This window comes from Gulbenkiania mobilis (assembly GCA_004346645.1).
GTDB lineage: Bacteria > Pseudomonadota > Gammaproteobacteria > Burkholderiales > Chromobacteriaceae > Gulbenkiania > Gulbenkiania mobilis.
Genome location: SMDA01000010.1, coordinates 72,645 through 89,518, shown reverse-complemented (window position 1 = coordinate 89,518; position 16,874 = coordinate 72,645). Strand labels below are relative to the sequence as shown.

13 protein-coding genes and 1 tRNA gene are annotated in these 16,874 nt (G+C 60.6%); 11 read left to right on the top strand and 3 right to left on the bottom strand.

All coding sequences use genetic code 11. The features are described from left to right. The first annotated feature begins 253 nt into the window (after positions 1–253). The 4 genes from EV669_RS13110 to EV669_RS13095 all read left to right on the top strand — a co-directional run bounded on the left by EV669_RS13110 (position 254) and on the right by EV669_RS13095 (position 3,330). Positions 254–1,213, top strand: coding sequence for a DMT family transporter (locus EV669_RS13110; protein ID WP_132098926.1), 960 nt, complete (start codon positions 254–256; stop codon positions 1,211–1,213). 228 nt (positions 1,214–1,441) lie between these two features. After that, the gene (locus EV669_RS13105) at positions 1,442–2,173 is read left to right on the top strand and encodes a pseudouridine synthase (protein WP_054287074.1); all 732 of its coding nucleotides are present in this window, start codon (positions 1,442–1,444) and stop codon (positions 2,171–2,173) included. Between the two features lie 40 nt (positions 2,174–2,213). Beyond that, positions 2,214–3,170 (top strand): alpha/beta fold hydrolase, encoded by a 957-nt coding sequence (locus tag EV669_RS13100; protein ID WP_132098925.1) that lies wholly within the window; start codon positions 2,214–2,216, stop codon positions 3,168–3,170. A 69-nt stretch (positions 3,171–3,239) separates the two neighbouring features. After that, positions 3,240–3,330: transfer RNA gene (locus tag EV669_RS13095), tRNA-Ser, on the top strand. A gap of 156 nt (positions 3,331–3,486) precedes the next feature. On the opposite strand, the gene EV669_RS13090 is transcribed toward EV669_RS13095, so the two are convergent. Next, on the bottom strand, positions 3,487–3,897 hold the full coding sequence (locus tag EV669_RS13090; protein WP_132098924.1) for a KilA-N domain-containing protein: 411 nt from the start codon (positions 3,895–3,897) through the stop codon (positions 3,487–3,489). A 215-nt stretch (positions 3,898–4,112) separates the two neighbouring features. Here EV669_RS13090 and EV669_RS13085 point away from each other — a divergent pair, with 215 nt between their 5' ends. The 5 genes from EV669_RS13085 (at position 4,113) to ybaL (ending at position 12,894) form a co-directional block, all read left to right on the top strand. After that, positions 4,113–5,663, top strand: coding sequence for a type I restriction-modification system subunit M (locus EV669_RS13085; RefSeq protein ID WP_132098923.1), 1,551 nt, complete (start codon positions 4,113–4,115; stop codon positions 5,661–5,663). Beyond that, positions 5,663–6,982 (top strand): restriction endonuclease subunit S, encoded by a 1,320-nt coding sequence (locus EV669_RS13080; protein ID WP_132098922.1) that lies wholly within the window; start codon positions 5,663–5,665, stop codon positions 6,980–6,982. The genes EV669_RS13085 and EV669_RS13080 overlap by 1 nt, the downstream gene beginning before the upstream one ends. Beyond that, complete coding sequence (locus tag EV669_RS13075) at positions 6,979–10,185, top strand: type I restriction endonuclease subunit R (protein WP_132098921.1); 3,207 nt, start codon at positions 6,979–6,981, stop codon at positions 10,183–10,185. Before EV669_RS13080 ends, EV669_RS13075 begins: the two co-directional genes overlap by 4 nt. 417 nt (positions 10,186–10,602) lie before the next feature. Further along, positions 10,603–10,962: a hypothetical protein gene (locus EV669_RS13065; RefSeq protein WP_449727754.1), complete on the top strand. Its 360-nt coding sequence runs from the start codon at positions 10,603–10,605 to the stop codon at positions 10,960–10,962. A 252-nt stretch (positions 10,963–11,214) separates the two neighbouring features. Continuing rightward, complete coding sequence (ybaL, locus tag EV669_RS13060) at positions 11,215–12,894, top strand: YbaL family putative K(+) efflux transporter (RefSeq protein WP_132098919.1); 1,680 nt, start codon at positions 11,215–11,217, stop codon at positions 12,892–12,894. Here ybaL and EV669_RS13055 read toward each other — a convergent pair. Further along, positions 12,876–13,805, bottom strand: a complete 930-nt coding sequence (locus EV669_RS13055; protein ID WP_132098918.1) for a cation diffusion facilitator family transporter — start codon at positions 13,803–13,805, stop codon at positions 12,876–12,878. The two genes, ybaL and EV669_RS13055, sit on opposite strands and share 19 nt — an antisense overlap. 166 nt (positions 13,806–13,971) lie before the next feature. On the opposite strand from EV669_RS13055, the gene EV669_RS13050 reads away from it, so the two are divergent. Both EV669_RS13050 and EV669_RS13045 read left to right on the top strand, forming a co-directional pair. Continuing rightward, positions 13,972–14,976, top strand: coding sequence for a hypothetical protein (locus EV669_RS13050; protein ID WP_072242832.1), 1,005 nt, complete (start codon positions 13,972–13,974; stop codon positions 14,974–14,976). Between the two features lie 69 nt (positions 14,977–15,045). Then, the gene (locus EV669_RS13045; RefSeq protein WP_132098917.1) at positions 15,046–16,449 is read left to right on the top strand and encodes an FAD-binding oxidoreductase; all 1,404 of its coding nucleotides are present in this window, start codon (positions 15,046–15,048) and stop codon (positions 16,447–16,449) included. On the opposite strand, the gene EV669_RS13040 is transcribed toward EV669_RS13045, so the two are convergent. After that, positions 16,397–16,822 carry a putative zinc-binding protein gene (locus EV669_RS13040; protein ID WP_132098916.1) on the bottom strand — a complete coding sequence of 142 codons (426 nt, stop codon included), beginning with the start codon at positions 16,820–16,822 and terminating at the stop codon, positions 16,397–16,399. The genes EV669_RS13045 and EV669_RS13040 overlap by 53 nt on opposite strands. Positions 16,823–16,874 lie beyond the last annotated feature (52 nt).

Genomic DNA, 16,874 nt, shown 5'->3' with positions numbered 1-16,874 from the left:
CTGTTCTTCGGTGAAACGTTTCTTCATGTCCAATCTCCGTGTCATGGTGGATTGGACTCTAAAGTCACGTGCTACTCAAGGTGGGGTGGACGTCGCGTGCGCACCATTGTGTCTTATGGTCGATTTAAAGAATAATTCGCCCTTATTTTGTATATTTTTAAAACTTAATATCATCAAGAAGAGTATTTTGAAATATTGCGCCGCAGCATAGAGATAAAATAGACAGGTTTACTGACCTAATTGCTGCGGTGAAATGACGCCTTCCTCCAGCCGTATGGCCACTGTCCTGCTCGTGGCCACCATGTTCCTATGGTCCACCAATTTTGTGCTGGCGCGGGCCCTGCATGAGGCCATTGGCCCGTTCTCGTTGGCTTTTTTGCGCTGGGGAATTGCGCTGTTGTGCCTGCTGCCGTTTGCATTGCCCCGCCTGCGCAGAAACTGGACAGCCCTTCGCCGCCAGTGGAAGGCGTTGTGCCTGATGGGTGTCTTCGGCATTGGCCTTACCAACACGCTGGTGTACCTGGCGGTTAAGACGACCACGGCCACCAATGCCGTCATCCTTAACAGTGCTACCCCCGTTATGGTGCTGCTGCTTTCGGCTGCCTGGTTTCGGCAACGGCTCTCCGGCCGCCAGTGTGCAGGTATGGTGGTCGCCTTGGCGGGCGCCGTCTTCATTGTGTGCAAAGGTGAACTGGCCGGTCTGGCCCGCTTCCACTTCAGCCCCGGGGACGTGCTGATCCTGGGGGCCGGACTTGCCTGGGCGGTATACACCGTCAGCCTGCGCACTCTTCGGCCCGGTCTGGATGCCCTCGTGCAAATGGCTGCCGCCCTCGCCATTGGCGAGATGGTGCTCCTGCCCGGTTTTCTCTGGGAGATATCAGGGCAGGGTGCAACGCTGGCTGCCTTGTCCGGGGGCACTTGGGGGCTGCTGGCCTATCTGGGGCTCTTTCCGTCCATCCTGGCTTTCCTCATGTATAACCGTGCCATCGGCCTGGCCGGCCCGGCACGTGCCGCCAGCTTTCTTTATCTGATGCCGGCTTTTGGCGCCTTACTCTCAGTGCTGGCGCTGGGCGAGAGCCTGCATGCCTACCATGTGGCCGGACTAGCTGCCATTTTTGCCGGCATCGTGCTCGGCTCCTACATCGGCAGTTTCCCCACTGTTTCGGCCAACCTTGGTGGCTGGATGGCCCGTCTGGCCGGACGGCGCGTTTAACGGGACTACGCATTTCTACGGATGCCAGCGTGGGCCAGCTTGCGTAAAGTAAGGACATTCTTGGTTGCGGCCTCCCCGCAACCCGGGATGAGTTCCGTAATTGGTTAATCGGTTTTTGCCCGGCCCCCAAGGCCGGGCTTTCTTTTTTTGTGCCCGCTTCTGCTGCTTCTTTTACAATGCAGGGCATGCAGGCGGCTGATTGAGCCGCCTTTTTCTTACGGGTGAAGGATGGAAGAACCGGTCCGACTTTCCAAGCGCATGGCCGAACTAGGCCTGTGCTCACGGCGTGAAGCCGACAGTTACATCGAACAGGGCTGGGTGCGCGTGGATGGCGCCGTGGCCGTGCTCGGTCAGAAGGTGCTGCCGCACCAAAAAATCGAAGTGGACGCCAAAGCCACGCAAGCCCAGGCCGCGCGGGTCACAATCTTGCTCAACAAACCGGTAGGGTATGTCTCCGGCCAGGCCGAGGATGGCTACCAGCCGGCTGTCGTGCTGGTGACCCCCGACAACCACTGGGAGGGCGACCGCAGTGGCGTACGCTTCCAGCGTGCCCATCTCAAGGGCCTGGCACCGGCCGGGCGTCTGGACATCGATTCGGTGGGGCTGCTGGTACTAACGCAGGACGGGCGCGTAGCCAAGACACTGATCGGTGAGCATACCGACGTCGAAAAGGAATATCTCGTAAGGGTGGAAGGCCATCTGTCCGATGAAGGCCTGCGGCTGCTGAACCACGGGCTGTCGCTGGACGGCAAGAAGCTGCTGCCTGCCAAGGTGAGCTGGCAGAACCACGATCAGCTGCGTTTCATCCTGCGCGAAGGCAAAAAACGCCAGATCCGCCGCATGTGCGAACTGGTAGGACTACGCGTGACCGGGCTGAAGCGCGTGCGCATCGGCCGTGTGCGCCTGGGCGAACTGCCACCAGGCAAGTGGCGTTACCTGATGGAAAACGAACGATTCTGACCGGCGCATCCGTACGCCGGCCAGCCTGCGGAGAAGCTAGATGAGTACAACCGTCCCCCCCGTCACCGAGTCGGCGGCCAAAAGCCGTACCGGTCGGCTGAAGGCACTTTCCCCCGCCCGCATGTTGCACTGGTATGCCGAGATCAGTGCCCGTAAGGCAGGCTTCCGGACTGAAACCTTGCAACTGCCCGATGGACAGCTGCAGTACCGGGTGGGGGGGCAGGGGCCGTTGTTGCTGTTGGTGCACGGTTTTGGCGGCGATGGGTTGGTGACATGGGGCGGACCGATGCGCTTTCTCGCCGCCCGCCATACCGTGGTGGTGCCGGACCTGCTCTGGTTCGGACAAAGCTGGAGCGAGGGGCCCGCGTCGCTGGGTGCGCAGGCCGATGCCATTGGTCGCCTGCTGGACGTGCTTCCGGGCCCGGTGGCGGTCGCCGGGCTATCGTATGGGGGCTTCGTGGCGCTGGAGCTGGCTCACCGTCACCCAGACCGTCTACGCCATGTGGTCATCCTCTCCTCGCCGGGTACGGTGTACCAGCCGGAAGACCTGGAGGGCCTGCTGGCACGGGCCGGTACAGGGTCGGCCGAAGACCTCTTCATCCCCCGTAGCGCCGACGATATGGTCAGACTGATGCGTGTTGCCGCGCCCATGTTCAAGTACACCCCTGCCTGGTTGCTTGAAGACATGCGCCACTACTATTACAACGCCCGCGAGCACAAGCTACGCGAGCTGATGGGCGAACTGGTGGGTGCGCAACTGGAGCACCGTCTGCGCTTGGACAAGGCCACGCTACCGTCCACCACACTGGTCTGGGGAACCGAGGATCGCATCTTCCCGCTGGAGATCGGCGAGCGCTTGGCCCACCGTTTGGGGGTGCCGCTGATTCGTGTAGACGGCGCCGGCCACAATTTGCCGTTCGATGCTCCGGGCAAAACGGCTTTCGCCATCGAGCAGGCCCTGCGCGAGGCCAATCAGGTACCTGGTCCCAGCAAATAATGCTTGCGTCCTCTACGGGGGTCTTATATACTGCGCAGCCTCTGCCGCAGAACGCGATCAGAGCCATCTGGAGAGGTGGATGAGTGGTTTAAGTCGCACGCCTGGAAAGCGTGTTTAGGGTAATACCCTAACGCGGGTTCGAATCCCGCCCTCTCCGCCAGCATTCAAAAAAGCCAGAATTCTTAACCTAATCAATGGGTTACAGAGTTCTGGCTTTTTCCATTTACCACACGCTTTTACCACACGTATGATCAGTGGTGTTTTTGCCAATTCTGACTCTTCCTGCCTGTCCTTTCGCTGCTTAACGCGGTGACTCTCACAGGAAATCGACCACATAGACGGCAGTTTCCAGACCAAACCCTGCTTGACTCGCGGCAACGGTGGCCGACTCTTGGGGTTTGGTGATGGTCAGTTCTGCTTTCTTGGTCAGGATGTCTTCAATGATCGAGTCGCACCAGACGGCAAAGCGAACGTCCAGCCATTGTGCAAAGCGGACGGCAAGTTTGGGGTGTGCCCAAGTCCCTCCGTTACGACCCATCGTGGCGATACTCATTGGAATCGAATGAGTTTCTTCCAGAATCCGAACGTACTCAGCGGTGTCAGGGCGTTTCCAGAAGTTGTTCAGTTGCTTACCGAAGGCTTGTGCCGCCTTGGTCATGTTGAAGTAGTCGTCCTCACGGAAGACGAACGGCATCCCTTGGTATTCCTTGGTGATCAGATTTCCCATGACACCCCCTTAGCGGCTCAGGTGCTTGAACTTCACGCGCTCGGTGGCGGGTATGAAGTAAAAGGCGCAGCGTTGTACGTCCTCACGGACTCTGGACGGTGCGCCCTTACACAGCTCGGAGTGGATCGAAACTTCAGATAGCTACCTGTGATAACAAAGAACCATTAGAATCCCATATAAATATTTACGGCCTTGCGCTAGCAGTACCAGCAAACATGTCATCGAATCTAAGCCAGATTGAATCCCGCCTGTGGGCGGCTGCTGACCAACTGTGGGCCAACACTGGCCTGAAGCCCTCGGAGTTCTCCAACCCTGTCCTTGGGCTGCTCTTCCTTCGCTACGCCGAGAAGCGTTTCCATGAGGCAGAAGCCAAGCTGATCGAAGGTGGTCTCGATGCCTCTGAGATCGAGAAGTTCGACTATCAGGCTGAGGGGGCGCTGTACCTGCCCGAAAATGCCCGTTTCTCCTACCTGCTGGACTTGGCCGAAGGGCAAGATGTAGGCAAGGCGGTCAATGAAGCAATGGCAGCTGTGGAACTGGAGAACGAGGAACTGAAGGGCGTCCTGCCCCGCTCCTACGGCAAGCTCCCCAACGCCGTCCTGATCGAATTGCTGCGCCTGATGAACAGCCTCGGGGAAATCGAAGGAGACGCCTTCGGGAAAATCTACGAGTACTTCCTCGGAAAGTTCGCGCTGGCTGAAGGCCAGAAAGGCGGCGTGTTCTACACCCCGACCAGCATCGTCAAACTGATCGTCGAAATCATCGAACCTTTCCACGGCAAGATTTTCGATCCGGCCTGTGGCTCCGGGGGGATGTTCGTCCAGAGTGCCGACTTCGTGCAGCGTCGTCACAAACGTGCCAGCGAAGAACTCACCGTCTTTGGCACCGAGAAGGCCAACGACACGGTGAAGCTCGCCAAGATGAACCTTGCGGTGCATGGCCTCTCGGGAGACATCCGGGAATCCAACACCTACTACGAAGACCCGCACAAGGCTGTCGGCAAGTTCGACTTCGTGATGGCGAACCCTCCGTTCAACGTCTCGGGTGTCGATAAGGAGCGCGTGAAGGATGACCCAAGATTCCCCTTCGGCATTCCGACCACCGACAACGCCAACTACCTCTGGATTCAGCTCTTCTACACCGCCCTGAGCGAATCGGGCCGCGCTGGCTTCGTCATGGCGAACTCAGCGGGGGATGCACGGGGGACAGAACTCGAAATCCGCAAGAAGCTGATCCAGACCGGAGGCGTTGATGTCATCGTCTCGGTCGGCTCCAACTTCTTCTACACGGTAACCCTGCCGTGCACCCTGTGGTTCTTCGACAAAGCCAAGACCAAGGGGGACCGCAAGGACCAAGTGCTGTTCATCGATGCGCGGGGGTACTACCGGCAGGTCAGCCGGGCAATCCGTGACTTCCGGCCCGAGCAAATCGAGTTCCTCTCCAACATCGTGCGGTTGTGGCGCGGTGAGGCTGTGGAGACGAGTGCGGGGAGCCAAGAGATGCTCCAGCAGCAGTTCCCGGAGGGGGGATATCGGGACATCGCAGGGGTGTGCAAGGTGGCAACGCTGGCTGAGATTGAGGCGCAGGGGTGGAGTCTGAATCCCGGAAGGTATGTAGGGGTTGCTGATACGGCGCATGACCAAAACTTCGATTTCACCGCTCACTTTGAAGAGTTGGCAGAAGAATTTGAACTGCTCAACGGACAGGCCAGTGAGCTTGAAGAGCTGGTCAGAGAAAATATCCGCACTCTGTTGGAGCTGCGGTAATGAGTATTTATCCGTCTGTTCGCATCGTCGAGATTGCCCAAATCAAAGGAGGAAAACGTCTTCCTGCTGGGGCTTCTTTGGTGTCAGAAGACACGGGACACCCTTACGTGCGAGGCAGAGACATACGTAATGGAGCAATCCGATGTGATGAGCCAGTTTTCATCACGGAAGATGTACATCAGCAACTACGGCGTTACACCATTGCAGAAGGCGATGTTTGTATCACGATCGTCGGAAATATCGGCGATGTCGGAATCACACCTCGCTCGCTCCACAACGCAAACCTCACAGAAAATGCTGTAAAACTGGTTCAACTTCGAGATGACTGTGATGGTCATTTTTTGGCTTATGCACTGCTTTCGCCTCATGCGCAGGCACAGATGAAATTATCAGCGGCGGGAGCAGCTCAACCGAAGCTGGGAATCTACAAGGTTGAACAGATTGAAGTTGCATATCCTCCCCTTGCCACCCAGCGCCGCATCGCCTCCATCCTATCCGCCTACGACGACCTGATCGAAAACAACACGCGACGGATCGCCATCCTTGAGGAAATGGCCCGGAGAATCTACGAGGAGTGGTTTGTCCGCTTCCGTTTTCCGGGGCATGAACAGGTGAAGATGGTGGAGTCGGAACTGGGGTTGATCCCTGAAGGGTGGACTGTTCAGCCACTTGGGAATCTTCTTGAGCATCACATAGGCGGAGGCTGGGGGGAAGAAAGTGAATCTGAGGATTTTCCTGTTGCTGCGTATGTGATTCGTGGAACTGATATTCCTGACGTTCGGGTTTCCGCCCTTGGCCGTTCTCCTTTGCGTCACCACAAAGAGTCAAACTTCAGAACGCGAAAACTTCAGCCGAAGGACATTGTTTTCGAGGTCTCCGGTGGGAGCAAAGATCAGCCAGTCGGGCGAGCAGTTCTGCTGACACACAGGCTTTTTCAGTCGGTTGATCAGCCGATCATCTGTGCCAGTTTCTGCCGCTTGGTAAGAGCAAACCAGAAAGTCATTCTTCCTGAGTTGCTCCAGTTGCACTTCGAGCGGATTTATGAAAACCGGGAGATCATGAAGTACCAAACCCAATCTACCGGGATCACGAACTTCAAATTCACGGTCTTTCTGGAGAAAGAGATGGTGTTGGTGCCACCATCTAATCTCCAAGAGTATTTCTCGAAGTCTGTTTTGCCTCTCTATGACTTGGCTTCAACCCTTGGGGCAAAAAACACGAACCTTCGTGCCACCCGAGACCTCCTGCTGCCCAAGCTCATCTCCGGCGAACTCGACGTTTCCACGCTGCCCGAACCAGAGGAGGCCATCGCGGCATGACCACCGTTCTCACAGTCAAGGAAGTCACAGCCACCTACGGGGAACTCGCTCTGGTCGAGCTACCCGCGATCAACTGTTTCGCATCCCTTGGCTGGGAGACGGCCAATCTCTACAACGAGACCTTTGGGCCGGACGGCACGGAAGGCCGTAAGTCTGCCGCTGAGGTCATCTTTGTGCCTCGTCTTCGCAAGGCACTGGAACGCATCAATCCCGGCTACCCGGCCTCTGCCTATGATCAGGCCATCGAGCAACTGACCGAGGACCGCTCGAAGCAGATTCCGGTCAATGCCAACCAAGCGTTCTACAAGCTGCTGCGGGACCGGGTGAAGGTTGAGGTCGCCGACGACGAAGGCAATCCGCAGACGGTGGAGCTTTCGGTCATCGACTGGAATACCCCGGAGAACAACGACTTCTTCCTTGCCCAGCAGATGTGGGTCTCAGGGGAGATGTACAAGCGCCGCTGTGACCTGCTCGGCTTCGTCAATGGGATTCCTCTAGTCTTCATAGAGCTGAAGGGGCCGCATGTTCCCCTGAAGTCTGCCTACGACGACAACCTGAAGGACTACAAGGGCCAGAGCATCCCGCAGCTCTTCCATCCCAATGCCTTCATCCTGCTCTCCAACGGCTCACAGACCCGCGTGGGCACCCTGACCAGCCCTTGGGAACACTTCTTCGAGTGGCGGCGGATCGACGATGAGACCGAGGCAGGTTCCACCAGCTTGGAAACGGCCATTCGTGGTCTCTGCGACAAGCGGCGGCTGCTCGACATCGTGGAGAACTTCACCCTGTTCGAGTTGGCACGGGGTGGCTTGATCAAGAAGGTGGCCAAGAATCACCAGTACCTGGGCGTCAACAAGGCGATTGCCCAGATGATCAAGCTGCGGGAATCCGGGGATGTGGAAGCGGCGAAGAAGCTCGGGGTCTTCTGGCACACACAGGGGAGCGGCAAGAGCCTCTCCATGGTGTTCTTCACCCAGAAGATTCTCCGCACCTTGCCCGGCAAGTGGACCTTCGTCATCGTCACTGACCGCTCGGAACTGGACGATCAAATCTACAAGACCTTCACGGCAACCGGCGCGATCACGGGGGCGGAGGTTCAGGCCAACAGCGGGGAACACCTGAAGTTGCTCCTCTCGCAGGATCACCGCTACGTCTTCAGCCTGATCCAGAAGTTCCACACGGAGAAGGGCGAGGCTTACCCGCAGATTTCAGACCGCAGCGACATCATCGTCATCACCGATGAAGCCCACCGCAGCCAGTACGACATCTTCGCGCTGAACATGCGGAATGCCCTGCCCAACGCTGCCTTCCTCGGCTTCACAGGGACACCGCTGATTGCCGGGGAGGAGGAACGCACCCGCGAGGTGTTCGGCGACTACGTGTCGGTGTACGACTTCGCCCGCTCCATCGAGGATGGGGCCACGGTACCGCTCTACTACGAGAACCGGACGCCTGAGCTTCAGATCATCAACGAGAACCTGAACAAGGACATCGAAAAGCTCCTCGAAGAGGCCGAACTGGACGAGGCCCAAGAGAAGAAGCTGGAGCGGGAGTTCGCCCGTGAGTACCACCTGATCACCCGAGATGAACGACTGGAGACCATCGCTGCCGATCTGGTGAAGCATTTCCTCGGTCGCGGCTACCGGGGCAAGGCCATGATGGTCTGTATCGACAAGGCCACGGCGGTGCGGATGTACGACAAGGTACAAGCCCACTGGAAGAAGCAGTTGGCTGATCTGCATGAACAACTGAAGACAGCCACTGGAGATGCCAAGGAGGTGCTGGCCGAAAAAATCATGGTCATGCAGACCACCGACATGGCCGTAGTGGTGTCGCAATCCCAGAACGAGATCGAAGACCTCAAGACCAAAGGGCTGGACATCGTGCCGCACCGGCAGCGGATGATCAGTGAAGACTTGGACGAGAAGTTCAAAGACCCCGATGGCCCCCTGCGCCTCGTCTTCGTTTGCGCCATGTGGATCACCGGCTTTGATGTGCCGACTTGCTCGACCTTGTACCTCGACAAGCCGATGCGGAATCACACCCTGATGCAGACCATCGCTCGGGCCAACCGGGTGGCACCGGGCAAGAGTGCCGGTCTGATCGTCGATTACGTGGGTATCTTCCGTAACCTTCAGGACGCCCTGCGTATCTACGCCAAGCCGAACCAGCCGGGACAACTGCCAATCAAGGACAAAGCTGCTCTGGTCGAGCAACTGGAGGGGCTGCTCAAACAGGCAGAATCGTTCTGTGCGCTTCTCGACATCGATCTGAAGGGGGTGGTGAACACACCGCCAGAAAAACGTCTGGAGGCCCTTCAGAAGGCCATGGACGTGATCCTTGAAGCCGGGGAAGACAAGGTGAAGGCGTACCTGCTCTTGGCGGGTCAGGTAGCTCGAACCTTCAAGGCCATCCTGCCTGATGCGGAAGCCAATGCTTACGCCCCCATGTCTGTCTTGGTGGCTTACCTCGGGGCGATGATCAAGGCGCTACGTCCTGCACCTGACATCTCCGGGGTGATGAGCGACTTGGATGCACTGCTGGATGACTCGATTGCAACCGAGGGTTACCGCATCGGGGAGCGTCCTGCGGCTGAAGCCCTGATCGACCTGTCGCAGATCGACTTTGCTGCCCTCCAGAAGAAGTTCGAGGAAGGCAAGAAGGCCACCGAGACCGAGAAGCTGAAGGGGCAGATCGAAAAGAAGCTGGAAAAGATGGTCCGTGAGAACAAGGGGCGGATCGACTTCATGGAGAAGTTCAAGAAGCTGATCGACAGCTACAACGCCTCCAGCCACAACCTCGAAGCCTTCTTCAAGGAACTGATGGATTTCGCCCAGAACCTGACCGAAGAGGAACAACGGGCACACCGGGAGAGCCTCTCCGAGGAAGAGCTGGCGATCTTCGATCTGCTGACCCAGCCCGAGCCGGAACTGAGCGACAAGGAAAAAGACGAGGTGAAGAAGGTTGCCAAGGAACTACTCGCCAAGCTGAAGGCCGAGAAGCTGGTCCTTGATTGGCGACTGAAGACCCAGACCAAGGCCGATGTCGAGCGAACCATCCGGGACTTCTACATCAAGCTGCCCAAGTCTTACACGCCAGACCTGAAGAAAGACAAGCGGGTGAAGACCTATGCCCACATCTACGAGAACTACTTCGGGGCAGGACAGAGCATCTACCAAGGGATGTCTGCGGGGATTCATTAACCTCAAAAAGACATATTGAAAAACTCTCGAAGGAATGACCCACACTTGACTTTCACCTGCCCTAACTTAGGGAGCCACTATGCCTGAGTTCAAGATTCTCTCCAATATCATTGACTTCATGGAAGCCAATGGCAACACTGCAAAGGAGGTTATTTTTTCCGTTGACAAGCAGCTTGCTGATGAAATAAACAGAAAATATGGTTCTAATTACTCCATCTCTGATTTAGAAAAAGCCGTAGATAAATGCATCGCAAATGAGTGGATCGAGTACCGAGCATTAGGGCAAAAATATTGCCACCTTGGGATTACAACCAGAGGTATTGGTGTTGCTCGATCTCGGGCAAGAGCGGAAGAAATAAAAGCATCGCGCACTTGGCTAAAAAAAGTATCTGACTATATTGAAGATCACAAAGGGTTATTTCTGGTTCTTTTCCGGGCAACGTGCGTGAACTGCGCAACCTGCTGGAGCGGGCCAGCCTGCTGTGCGATGGCCTCGTGCTGGGGCCGGAGCACCTGCAACCCGATGTCCCCTTGGCCGAAGCACCTCCGGGCGAGGACCGGCCGATAGAAGGAGAGGAAGACGTGCATGCGCCAGCACGGTCGACGGGATCGGAAGCGGGGCTGTTCTCCAGCCCGCTCGTCTCGCTGGACGCACTGGAAGTTGCCTATCTGAAGTGGGCCTGTGAACGGCTGCCACAGGACCGTGCCGCGTTGGCGGCCGCCCTTGGGCTGACCGAGCGCACCCTCTATCGCCGGCTGGCACGGCTGGCACGATAAAAAAAGCCCGCCACCAGGGCGGGCAAAGGGTATTTACCTTGGAGCGAAAGCCTAAGTTCGCGGCGCTAGCGAATGCAAGAGCCATGCCAGCCGGACGTAACGGTATGACGGCATCGACAGTTGCGGCTGGCCCGCCTTGGTGTGTCCGCAAAGGGGAAATCGGCGTTTTTTCTGATTTAATGCAAAGGGCATTGAACCGGACCCGGGCTGTATGCTCCAAAAAAGCATTGCCTACCGGACGGAGCCCCAGTCATGCCTCACGAAGTTACTCTCATCACCACGATTGCTGCCGCGCTGGGCGCCGCGCTGGTCTTGGGCCTTCTGGCCGTACGGCTGCGGCTCCCGGCGCTGGTGGGCTACCTATTGGCAGGCATGCTGATCGGCCCGGCCACGCCCGGCTTTGTGGCCGACCTCTCACTGGCGGGCCAATTGGCCGAGATCGGCGTCATGCTGCTGATGTTCGGTGTCGGGCTGCACTTTTCTGTGGCAGACCTCATGGCCGTGCGGCGTATCGCCTTGCCGGGAGCGGTCGTGCAGGTGGCGGTGGCGACGGCACTGGGCTGGGGCGTGGCCACGCTCTGGGGCTGGAACTGGGGCGCGGGCGTGGTGTTCGGACTGGCGCTGTCGGTGGCCAGCACCGTAGTGCTGCTGCGTGCGCTGGAAGACCGTCGACTGCTGGATACCACTAACGGCCGGATTGCCGTCGGCTGGCTGGTAGTGGAGGACCTGGTCACGGTGCTGATGTTGGTACTGCTGCCACCGCTGGCCGGCTTTCTGGCGGGCGGCGAGCCCGCCGACGGCCTGGGCCGCACACTGATGGTCACGCTTGGCCAAGTGGCGGTGTTCGTCGCACTGATGCTGTTGGTGGGGCGCAAGCTCTTTCCATGGATGCTGTGGCAGGTGGCCCGCACCGGTTCGCGCGAGCTGTTTACCTTGTGCGTGATCGCCGCAGCAGTGGGGATCGCCTTCGGCGCCTCGGCGCTCTTCGGGGTGTCGTTCGCGCTGGGTGCTTTCTTTGCCGGGATGGTGTTGCGCGAGTCCAGCCTGAGCCATCGCGCCGCGGAAGAAACCCTGCCACTGCGTGATGCCTTCTCGGTGCTGTTCTTTGTATCGGTAGGCATGCTGTTCGATCCGATGGTGCTGCTGGAGCGCCCCCTGCAGGTGCTGGCGGTGCTGGGTATCGTCATTTTGGGCAAGTCGCTGGCGGCAGGCTTGCTCGTGCTGCTGCTGCGCTACCCGCTCAACACGGCGCTGACCGTTTCGGCCAGCCTGGCCCAGATCGGGGAGTTCTCGTTCATCCTGGCCGGGCTCGGGGCCTCGCTCGGTCTGCTGCCCCCCGAAGCGCAGAGCCTGATCCTGGCCGGCGCGATTTTTTCGATTGCCCTCAATCCGGTCGTGTTCGGTCTAGCCGAGCCGCTGCAGGCGTGGGCACGCCGCCGTTCAACGCTGGCCCGTCGTCTTGAACGCAGCCTCGACCCCTTGGCAGAGCTGCCGACCACGGTGGAGCCGCACAAGCTAACCGGTCAGGTGGTCTTGGTGGGATATGGCAGGGTTGGCCGAAGCGTGGCCGAAGCGTTGAGCGCCGACGGGATCCCCTTCGTCGTGGCCGACAGCAACCGCGAACAGGTGGAGGCACTGCGGGCGCAGGGCATTCCAGCGGTAGCGGGGGATGCCAGCGAGCCGTCAGTGCTGATCCAGGCCCATGTCGCACGGGCGCGGCTGCTGCTGGTGGCCCTGCCCGAACCCTTCGGCGTACGGCGAATGGCCGAAACTGCCCGCATGCTCAATCCGGGCATCGACATTGTGATCCGGGCGCACAATGATGAAGAAGCGCACCTGCTGGAGACCGAGACCGGTGCCACCGTGCTGGTGGAGCGCGCGGTCTTGGCCGACCGTATGGCCGAGCTGGCCCGTCAGGCCTTATCGCGCTGAGGGCGCCGGTGGTCCGGCTCGAAAAACACCCATGCGGCGAAGGGCCATTTTTCCTGGATGCGGGCTTCTACCGCATTGATATCGTCCACCAGCCTGCTGGCTGACGCGGCTTCCGTCATCTCGGCCTGGATTGCGATCACGATGCGGTCGCCCCACGCCAAGGTGATGATGCTGATGACGTCGCGCACCTCGGGCTGGGCCGCCACGAACTCCGAGATCGCGCGCCGCAGTTCCGGGTTGACCGACTCGCCGACGATCAGCGACTTCACCTCCACCAGCACTGCCAGTGACACCACGCCCAGCACCACACCTACTGCGATCGACCCCCACGCGTCGTAGACCGGGTTGCCGGTGACCAGCGTCAGGCATACGGCCACCAACGCCAGCGACAGGCCGATCAGCGCGGCGATGTCCTCGCCGGCCACCACCATCAACTCCGACTGCCTAGTCTCGCGGAACCAGCGCAGGAAGGGCTTGCCGGGCGCGGCCTTGCGGATCTGCCGCAGCGCCCCGCGCAGGCTGAAGCCTTCCAGCCCCACGGCCACGGCCAGCACGACCAGCGCGACGTAGGGGTTGCTGATTTCCGACGGGGCGTTCAGCCGTTTCACACCCTCCACCACACTGAACACCGCACCCATGCCGAACAGCAGCTGCGCCACCATCATCGACCAGAAGTACACTACCCGCCCGTGACCGAGTGGGTGGTCGGCATTGGCCGGCTTTCTGGCCTGGCGCAGTCCCACCAGCAGCAGGAGCTGGTTTGCACAGTCGGCGGTGGAATGGATGGCTTCGGCCAGCATCGCGCCCGAGCCGGTGTAGAGGGCAGCCAGGAACTTGGACAGCGCAATGCCACCGTTGGCGCCCAAGGCGTAGAAGATCGCCGTCAGCGTGCCTTTGCGAGTTTCAGTCATGCAGTCTCCTTGCGGCCGGTTGCGGTTGTGGCCGCCTGGCAAGGGATGCAGCAAGAACGGCGCCCAAAGGCTTGACCTGGGTCAGGGGCGAGGGTGACGCTGCCTTAACGCGCAGGGCGCAAGCTGGCACACTGGCGGCTTCGCGCATGCTGTCCAGGATACCGCCATGTTCCAGAATCTTCTTCGATGGATGCACGGAGCCGGCCCGCGGCCGGAGGGGGCCGACGAGGCCGATGCCCGACTCGACGAACTGGTCGAGCGCATCGACCCGCGCCTGCGTCTGGTGCCCGGCTACCGGCGCAAGCTCCTGCCCGGCGTGCGCCGCCTCTTGGCCTTCAGCCGCACGCTGGGGCGGCTGACCGATGCGCCCTTGCCCCTGTCCCGGCAAGGGTACAGCCAGGACAGGCGCGTGGGCTTGTTCTTTTCCTCACCGGCCAGCCTGGTCGTAACGCTGCGGCAGAGTCCGGCCGTGCAGGCATTCTTTGCCGCCCCCTCCAGCCCCGACACCGCCTATGCGCTCCTGGTGGCGCAGGTGAGCGAGAACCAGCGCTACGGCATGGCCACCGATGAGGGCGAGGTGCGCAGTGACGTGGAGCAGACCGTGGTCAGCTTCGACAACCACCGCCTGATCCTGCCATGCGACAGCCTGCAAGGGTTGGCCGAAGCGATGCAGGGGCGGGGGCTGGAGGAGGTGGTGGCCCTGATCGGTGCGGCCCTGCATGCGGCCGAGAGCCGGCGCGTGGTGGTGGAAACCGAGCTGACCCGCGTGCGGCTGCGGCTGTCGGCGGCGCAGTCGCCAGGCAGCGTGGTGATCGACTCCCTGGCCGGCGAAGCTCCGGAAGACGTGGCCACCTTAAGCGAAAGGCTCAAGGCGCTGGAGACCGAGCTGGTCACACTGCGCGAGGCGTCGGGGCTGGAGTCCCGGCTGACGCTGGCGATGCGGCTGATGGAGCATCCAACGGACGTGTTCGTGCTGCACCCGGCCACCCTCTATCTGGACCGGCTGGGGGTGAAGTACGACAGCAACGAGCGGCCGGATGTGTATGCCGTCAGCTTCGAGGAGCTGCGGCTGGGCGGAGCGGATGCGCTGCGGCGTGCGGTGGTGCCAGTGGCCATCCCGCGCGGTGCACTGCGCGATCTGGAAGAGGAATACGACCCGCCTGCCTTTTGACCGCGCCTGCGGGAAGAACGGCGGCATGTGGCGTAGCATGGGATGTCCCCCCGCCCGAAGGAGCCTTCCATGCTGCAGCCTGCCACCTTGTCCGGACTTCACGCCACCCTCATCAGCCTGCTGGGCGCAGAGCGCGTCAGCAGCGCCCAGTCAGTGCGCGCCCATCATGGACACGACGAATCTGCCCATCCGGATGCCCTGCCGGATCTGGTGGTTTTTCCACAGACCACCGCCGAGGTCCAGGCCATCGTGCGCGCCTGCCTCGACCATCGGGTGCCTATGGCCCCCTTCGGTGCCGGCAGCTCGGTGGAAGGCCATACGCTGGCGATCCATGGCGGCGTGTGCGTAGATCTGTCGCGGATGAACCGTATCGTCGCCATCCATCCAGAGGATATGACCGCCACGGTGGAGGCCGGCGTCACGCGGCTGCGCCTCAATGAAGAACTGCGCCACACCGGGCTGTTCTTTCCCATCGACCCGGGCGCCGATGCCACGCTGGGCGGCATGGCCTCTACCCGCGCCTCCGGCACCAATGCCGTCCGCTACGGCACCATGCGCGAGAACGTGCTGGCGCTGACAGCAGTGTTGCCCAATGGAGAAATCCTGCATGCCGGCACCCGTGCCCGCAAGTCATCGGCCGGCTATGACCTGGTGCGCCTGCTGGTGGGGGCCGAGGGGACGCTGGGCATCATTACCGAGGTAACGGTGCGACTCTATGGTCAGCCGGAGACGGTGGCGTCCGCGGTGGTGGGGTTCGAGACGGTAGCGGGGGCGGTGGACACTGTTATCCAGGCCATCCAGTGCGGCTTGCCGGTGGCGCGTGCCGAAATGCTGGATGCGCTGACACTCCGTGCGGTCAACCGCTACAGCCATACCGACTATCCCGAGGTGCCGACCCTGTTCCTGGAGTTCCACGGCAGTGAGAGCGGTGTGAAGGAGCAGGCGGAGACCATGCAGATGTTGGCCCAAGCCAATGGCGCCGGACCCTTTGCCTGGTCCACGCTGCCCGAAGCGCGCAGCCGGCTGTGGCAGGCACGGCATACCGCCTACTTTGCTGGCTTGCAGCTGGTGCCGGGGTGCCGCTGCATGGCCACCGACGTCTGCGTGCCGATCTCGCGCCTGTCCGAATGCATTGAGGCCACTTACGCCGACCTGCGCGCCGAAGGCGTCGAAGCTCCCCTGTTCGGACACGTAGGCGATGGCAACTTTCACCTGATGCTGCTGGTGCGACCCGGCAGCGAGGCCGATCTGGCCCGGGCCAAGGCGATCAACCACAGGCTGGTGGAGCGGGCGCTGGCCATGGAGGGGACGTGTACCGGCGAGCACGGCATCGGTATCGGCAAGCAGCGCTATCTGGCACGCGAGGCGGGCGAGGCCGGCATTGGCGCCATGCAGGCGATCAAGCAGGCGTTGGACCCGCTCAATCTGATGAATCCGGGCAAGGTGTTTGCGCTGCCGGTAGAGGAGGGCTAGGCGGTCCGGCCAGTCTGCGTGCCGCAGTGGCTACCTCCGGCCACAGCAGTTCCGCCTGCGCCGGGTCGTAAGGACGATGCTTGTGCTTGATCACGCCGTGCGCTGAAAGCAGCACGGTTTGGCTGGGTGCCAGGCCTGCCTGCCGCAAGCAGGCGGCCACACAGCGCAAGGGACAGCCGTCCAAGGCCAGGATGTGGCGCCCGCTGCTCGCCAGGCGCACCAAGGCGGGCACACCGCCGCCCACACCGGCGATACAGGACATTTCGGCCAACCCTTCACGGGTCAGCCGCAGTGCAAAGTCATTGGCCATCTGGGCGGCGCTGGAGCAGCCGGAGCAGGCATAGACCAGCGGAAGGGAGGAAGCGGCGCTCATGCCACCACGATAGCCCGCACCGGTTGCCGCCTACCATCGGGCGGAAGGAGGA

Bases quoted from the DNA above. Each gene is read 5' to 3' on its own strand.
- EV669_RS13110 (WP_132098926.1), top strand. From the start codon at position 254: ATGACGCCTTCCTCCAGCCGTATGGCCACTGTCCTGCTCGTGGCCACC.
- EV669_RS13085 (WP_132098923.1), top strand. From the start codon at position 4,113: ATGTCATCGAATCTAAGCCAGATTGAATCCCGCCTGTGGGCGGCTGCT.
- EV669_RS13075 (WP_132098921.1), top strand. From the start codon at position 6,979: ATGACCACCGTTCTCACAGTCAAGGAAGTCACAGCCACCTACGGGGAA.
- EV669_RS13105 (WP_054287074.1), top strand. From the start codon at position 1,442: ATGGAAGAACCGGTCCGACTTTCCAAGCGCATGGCCGAACTAGGCCTG.
- ybaL (WP_132098919.1), top strand. From the start codon at position 11,215: ATGCCTCACGAAGTTACTCTCATCACCACGATTGCTGCCGCGCTGGGC.
- EV669_RS13100 (WP_132098925.1), top strand. From the start codon at position 2,214: ATGAGTACAACCGTCCCCCCCGTCACCGAGTCGGCGGCCAAAAGCCGT.
- EV669_RS13090 (WP_132098924.1), bottom strand. From the start codon at position 3,897: ATGGGAAATCTGATCACCAAGGAATACCAAGGGATGCCGTTCGTCTTC.
- EV669_RS13050 (WP_072242832.1), top strand. From the start codon at position 13,972: ATGTTCCAGAATCTTCTTCGATGGATGCACGGAGCCGGCCCGCGGCCG.
- EV669_RS13055 (WP_132098918.1), bottom strand. From the start codon at position 13,805: ATGACTGAAACTCGCAAAGGCACGCTGACGGCGATCTTCTACGCCTTG.
- EV669_RS13040 (WP_132098916.1), bottom strand. From the start codon at position 16,822: ATGAGCGCCGCTTCCTCCCTTCCGCTGGTCTATGCCTGCTCCGGCTGC.
- EV669_RS13080 (WP_132098922.1), top strand. From the start codon at position 5,663: ATGAGTATTTATCCGTCTGTTCGCATCGTCGAGATTGCCCAAATCAAA.
- EV669_RS13045 (WP_132098917.1), top strand. From the start codon at position 15,046: ATGCTGCAGCCTGCCACCTTGTCCGGACTTCACGCCACCCTCATCAGC.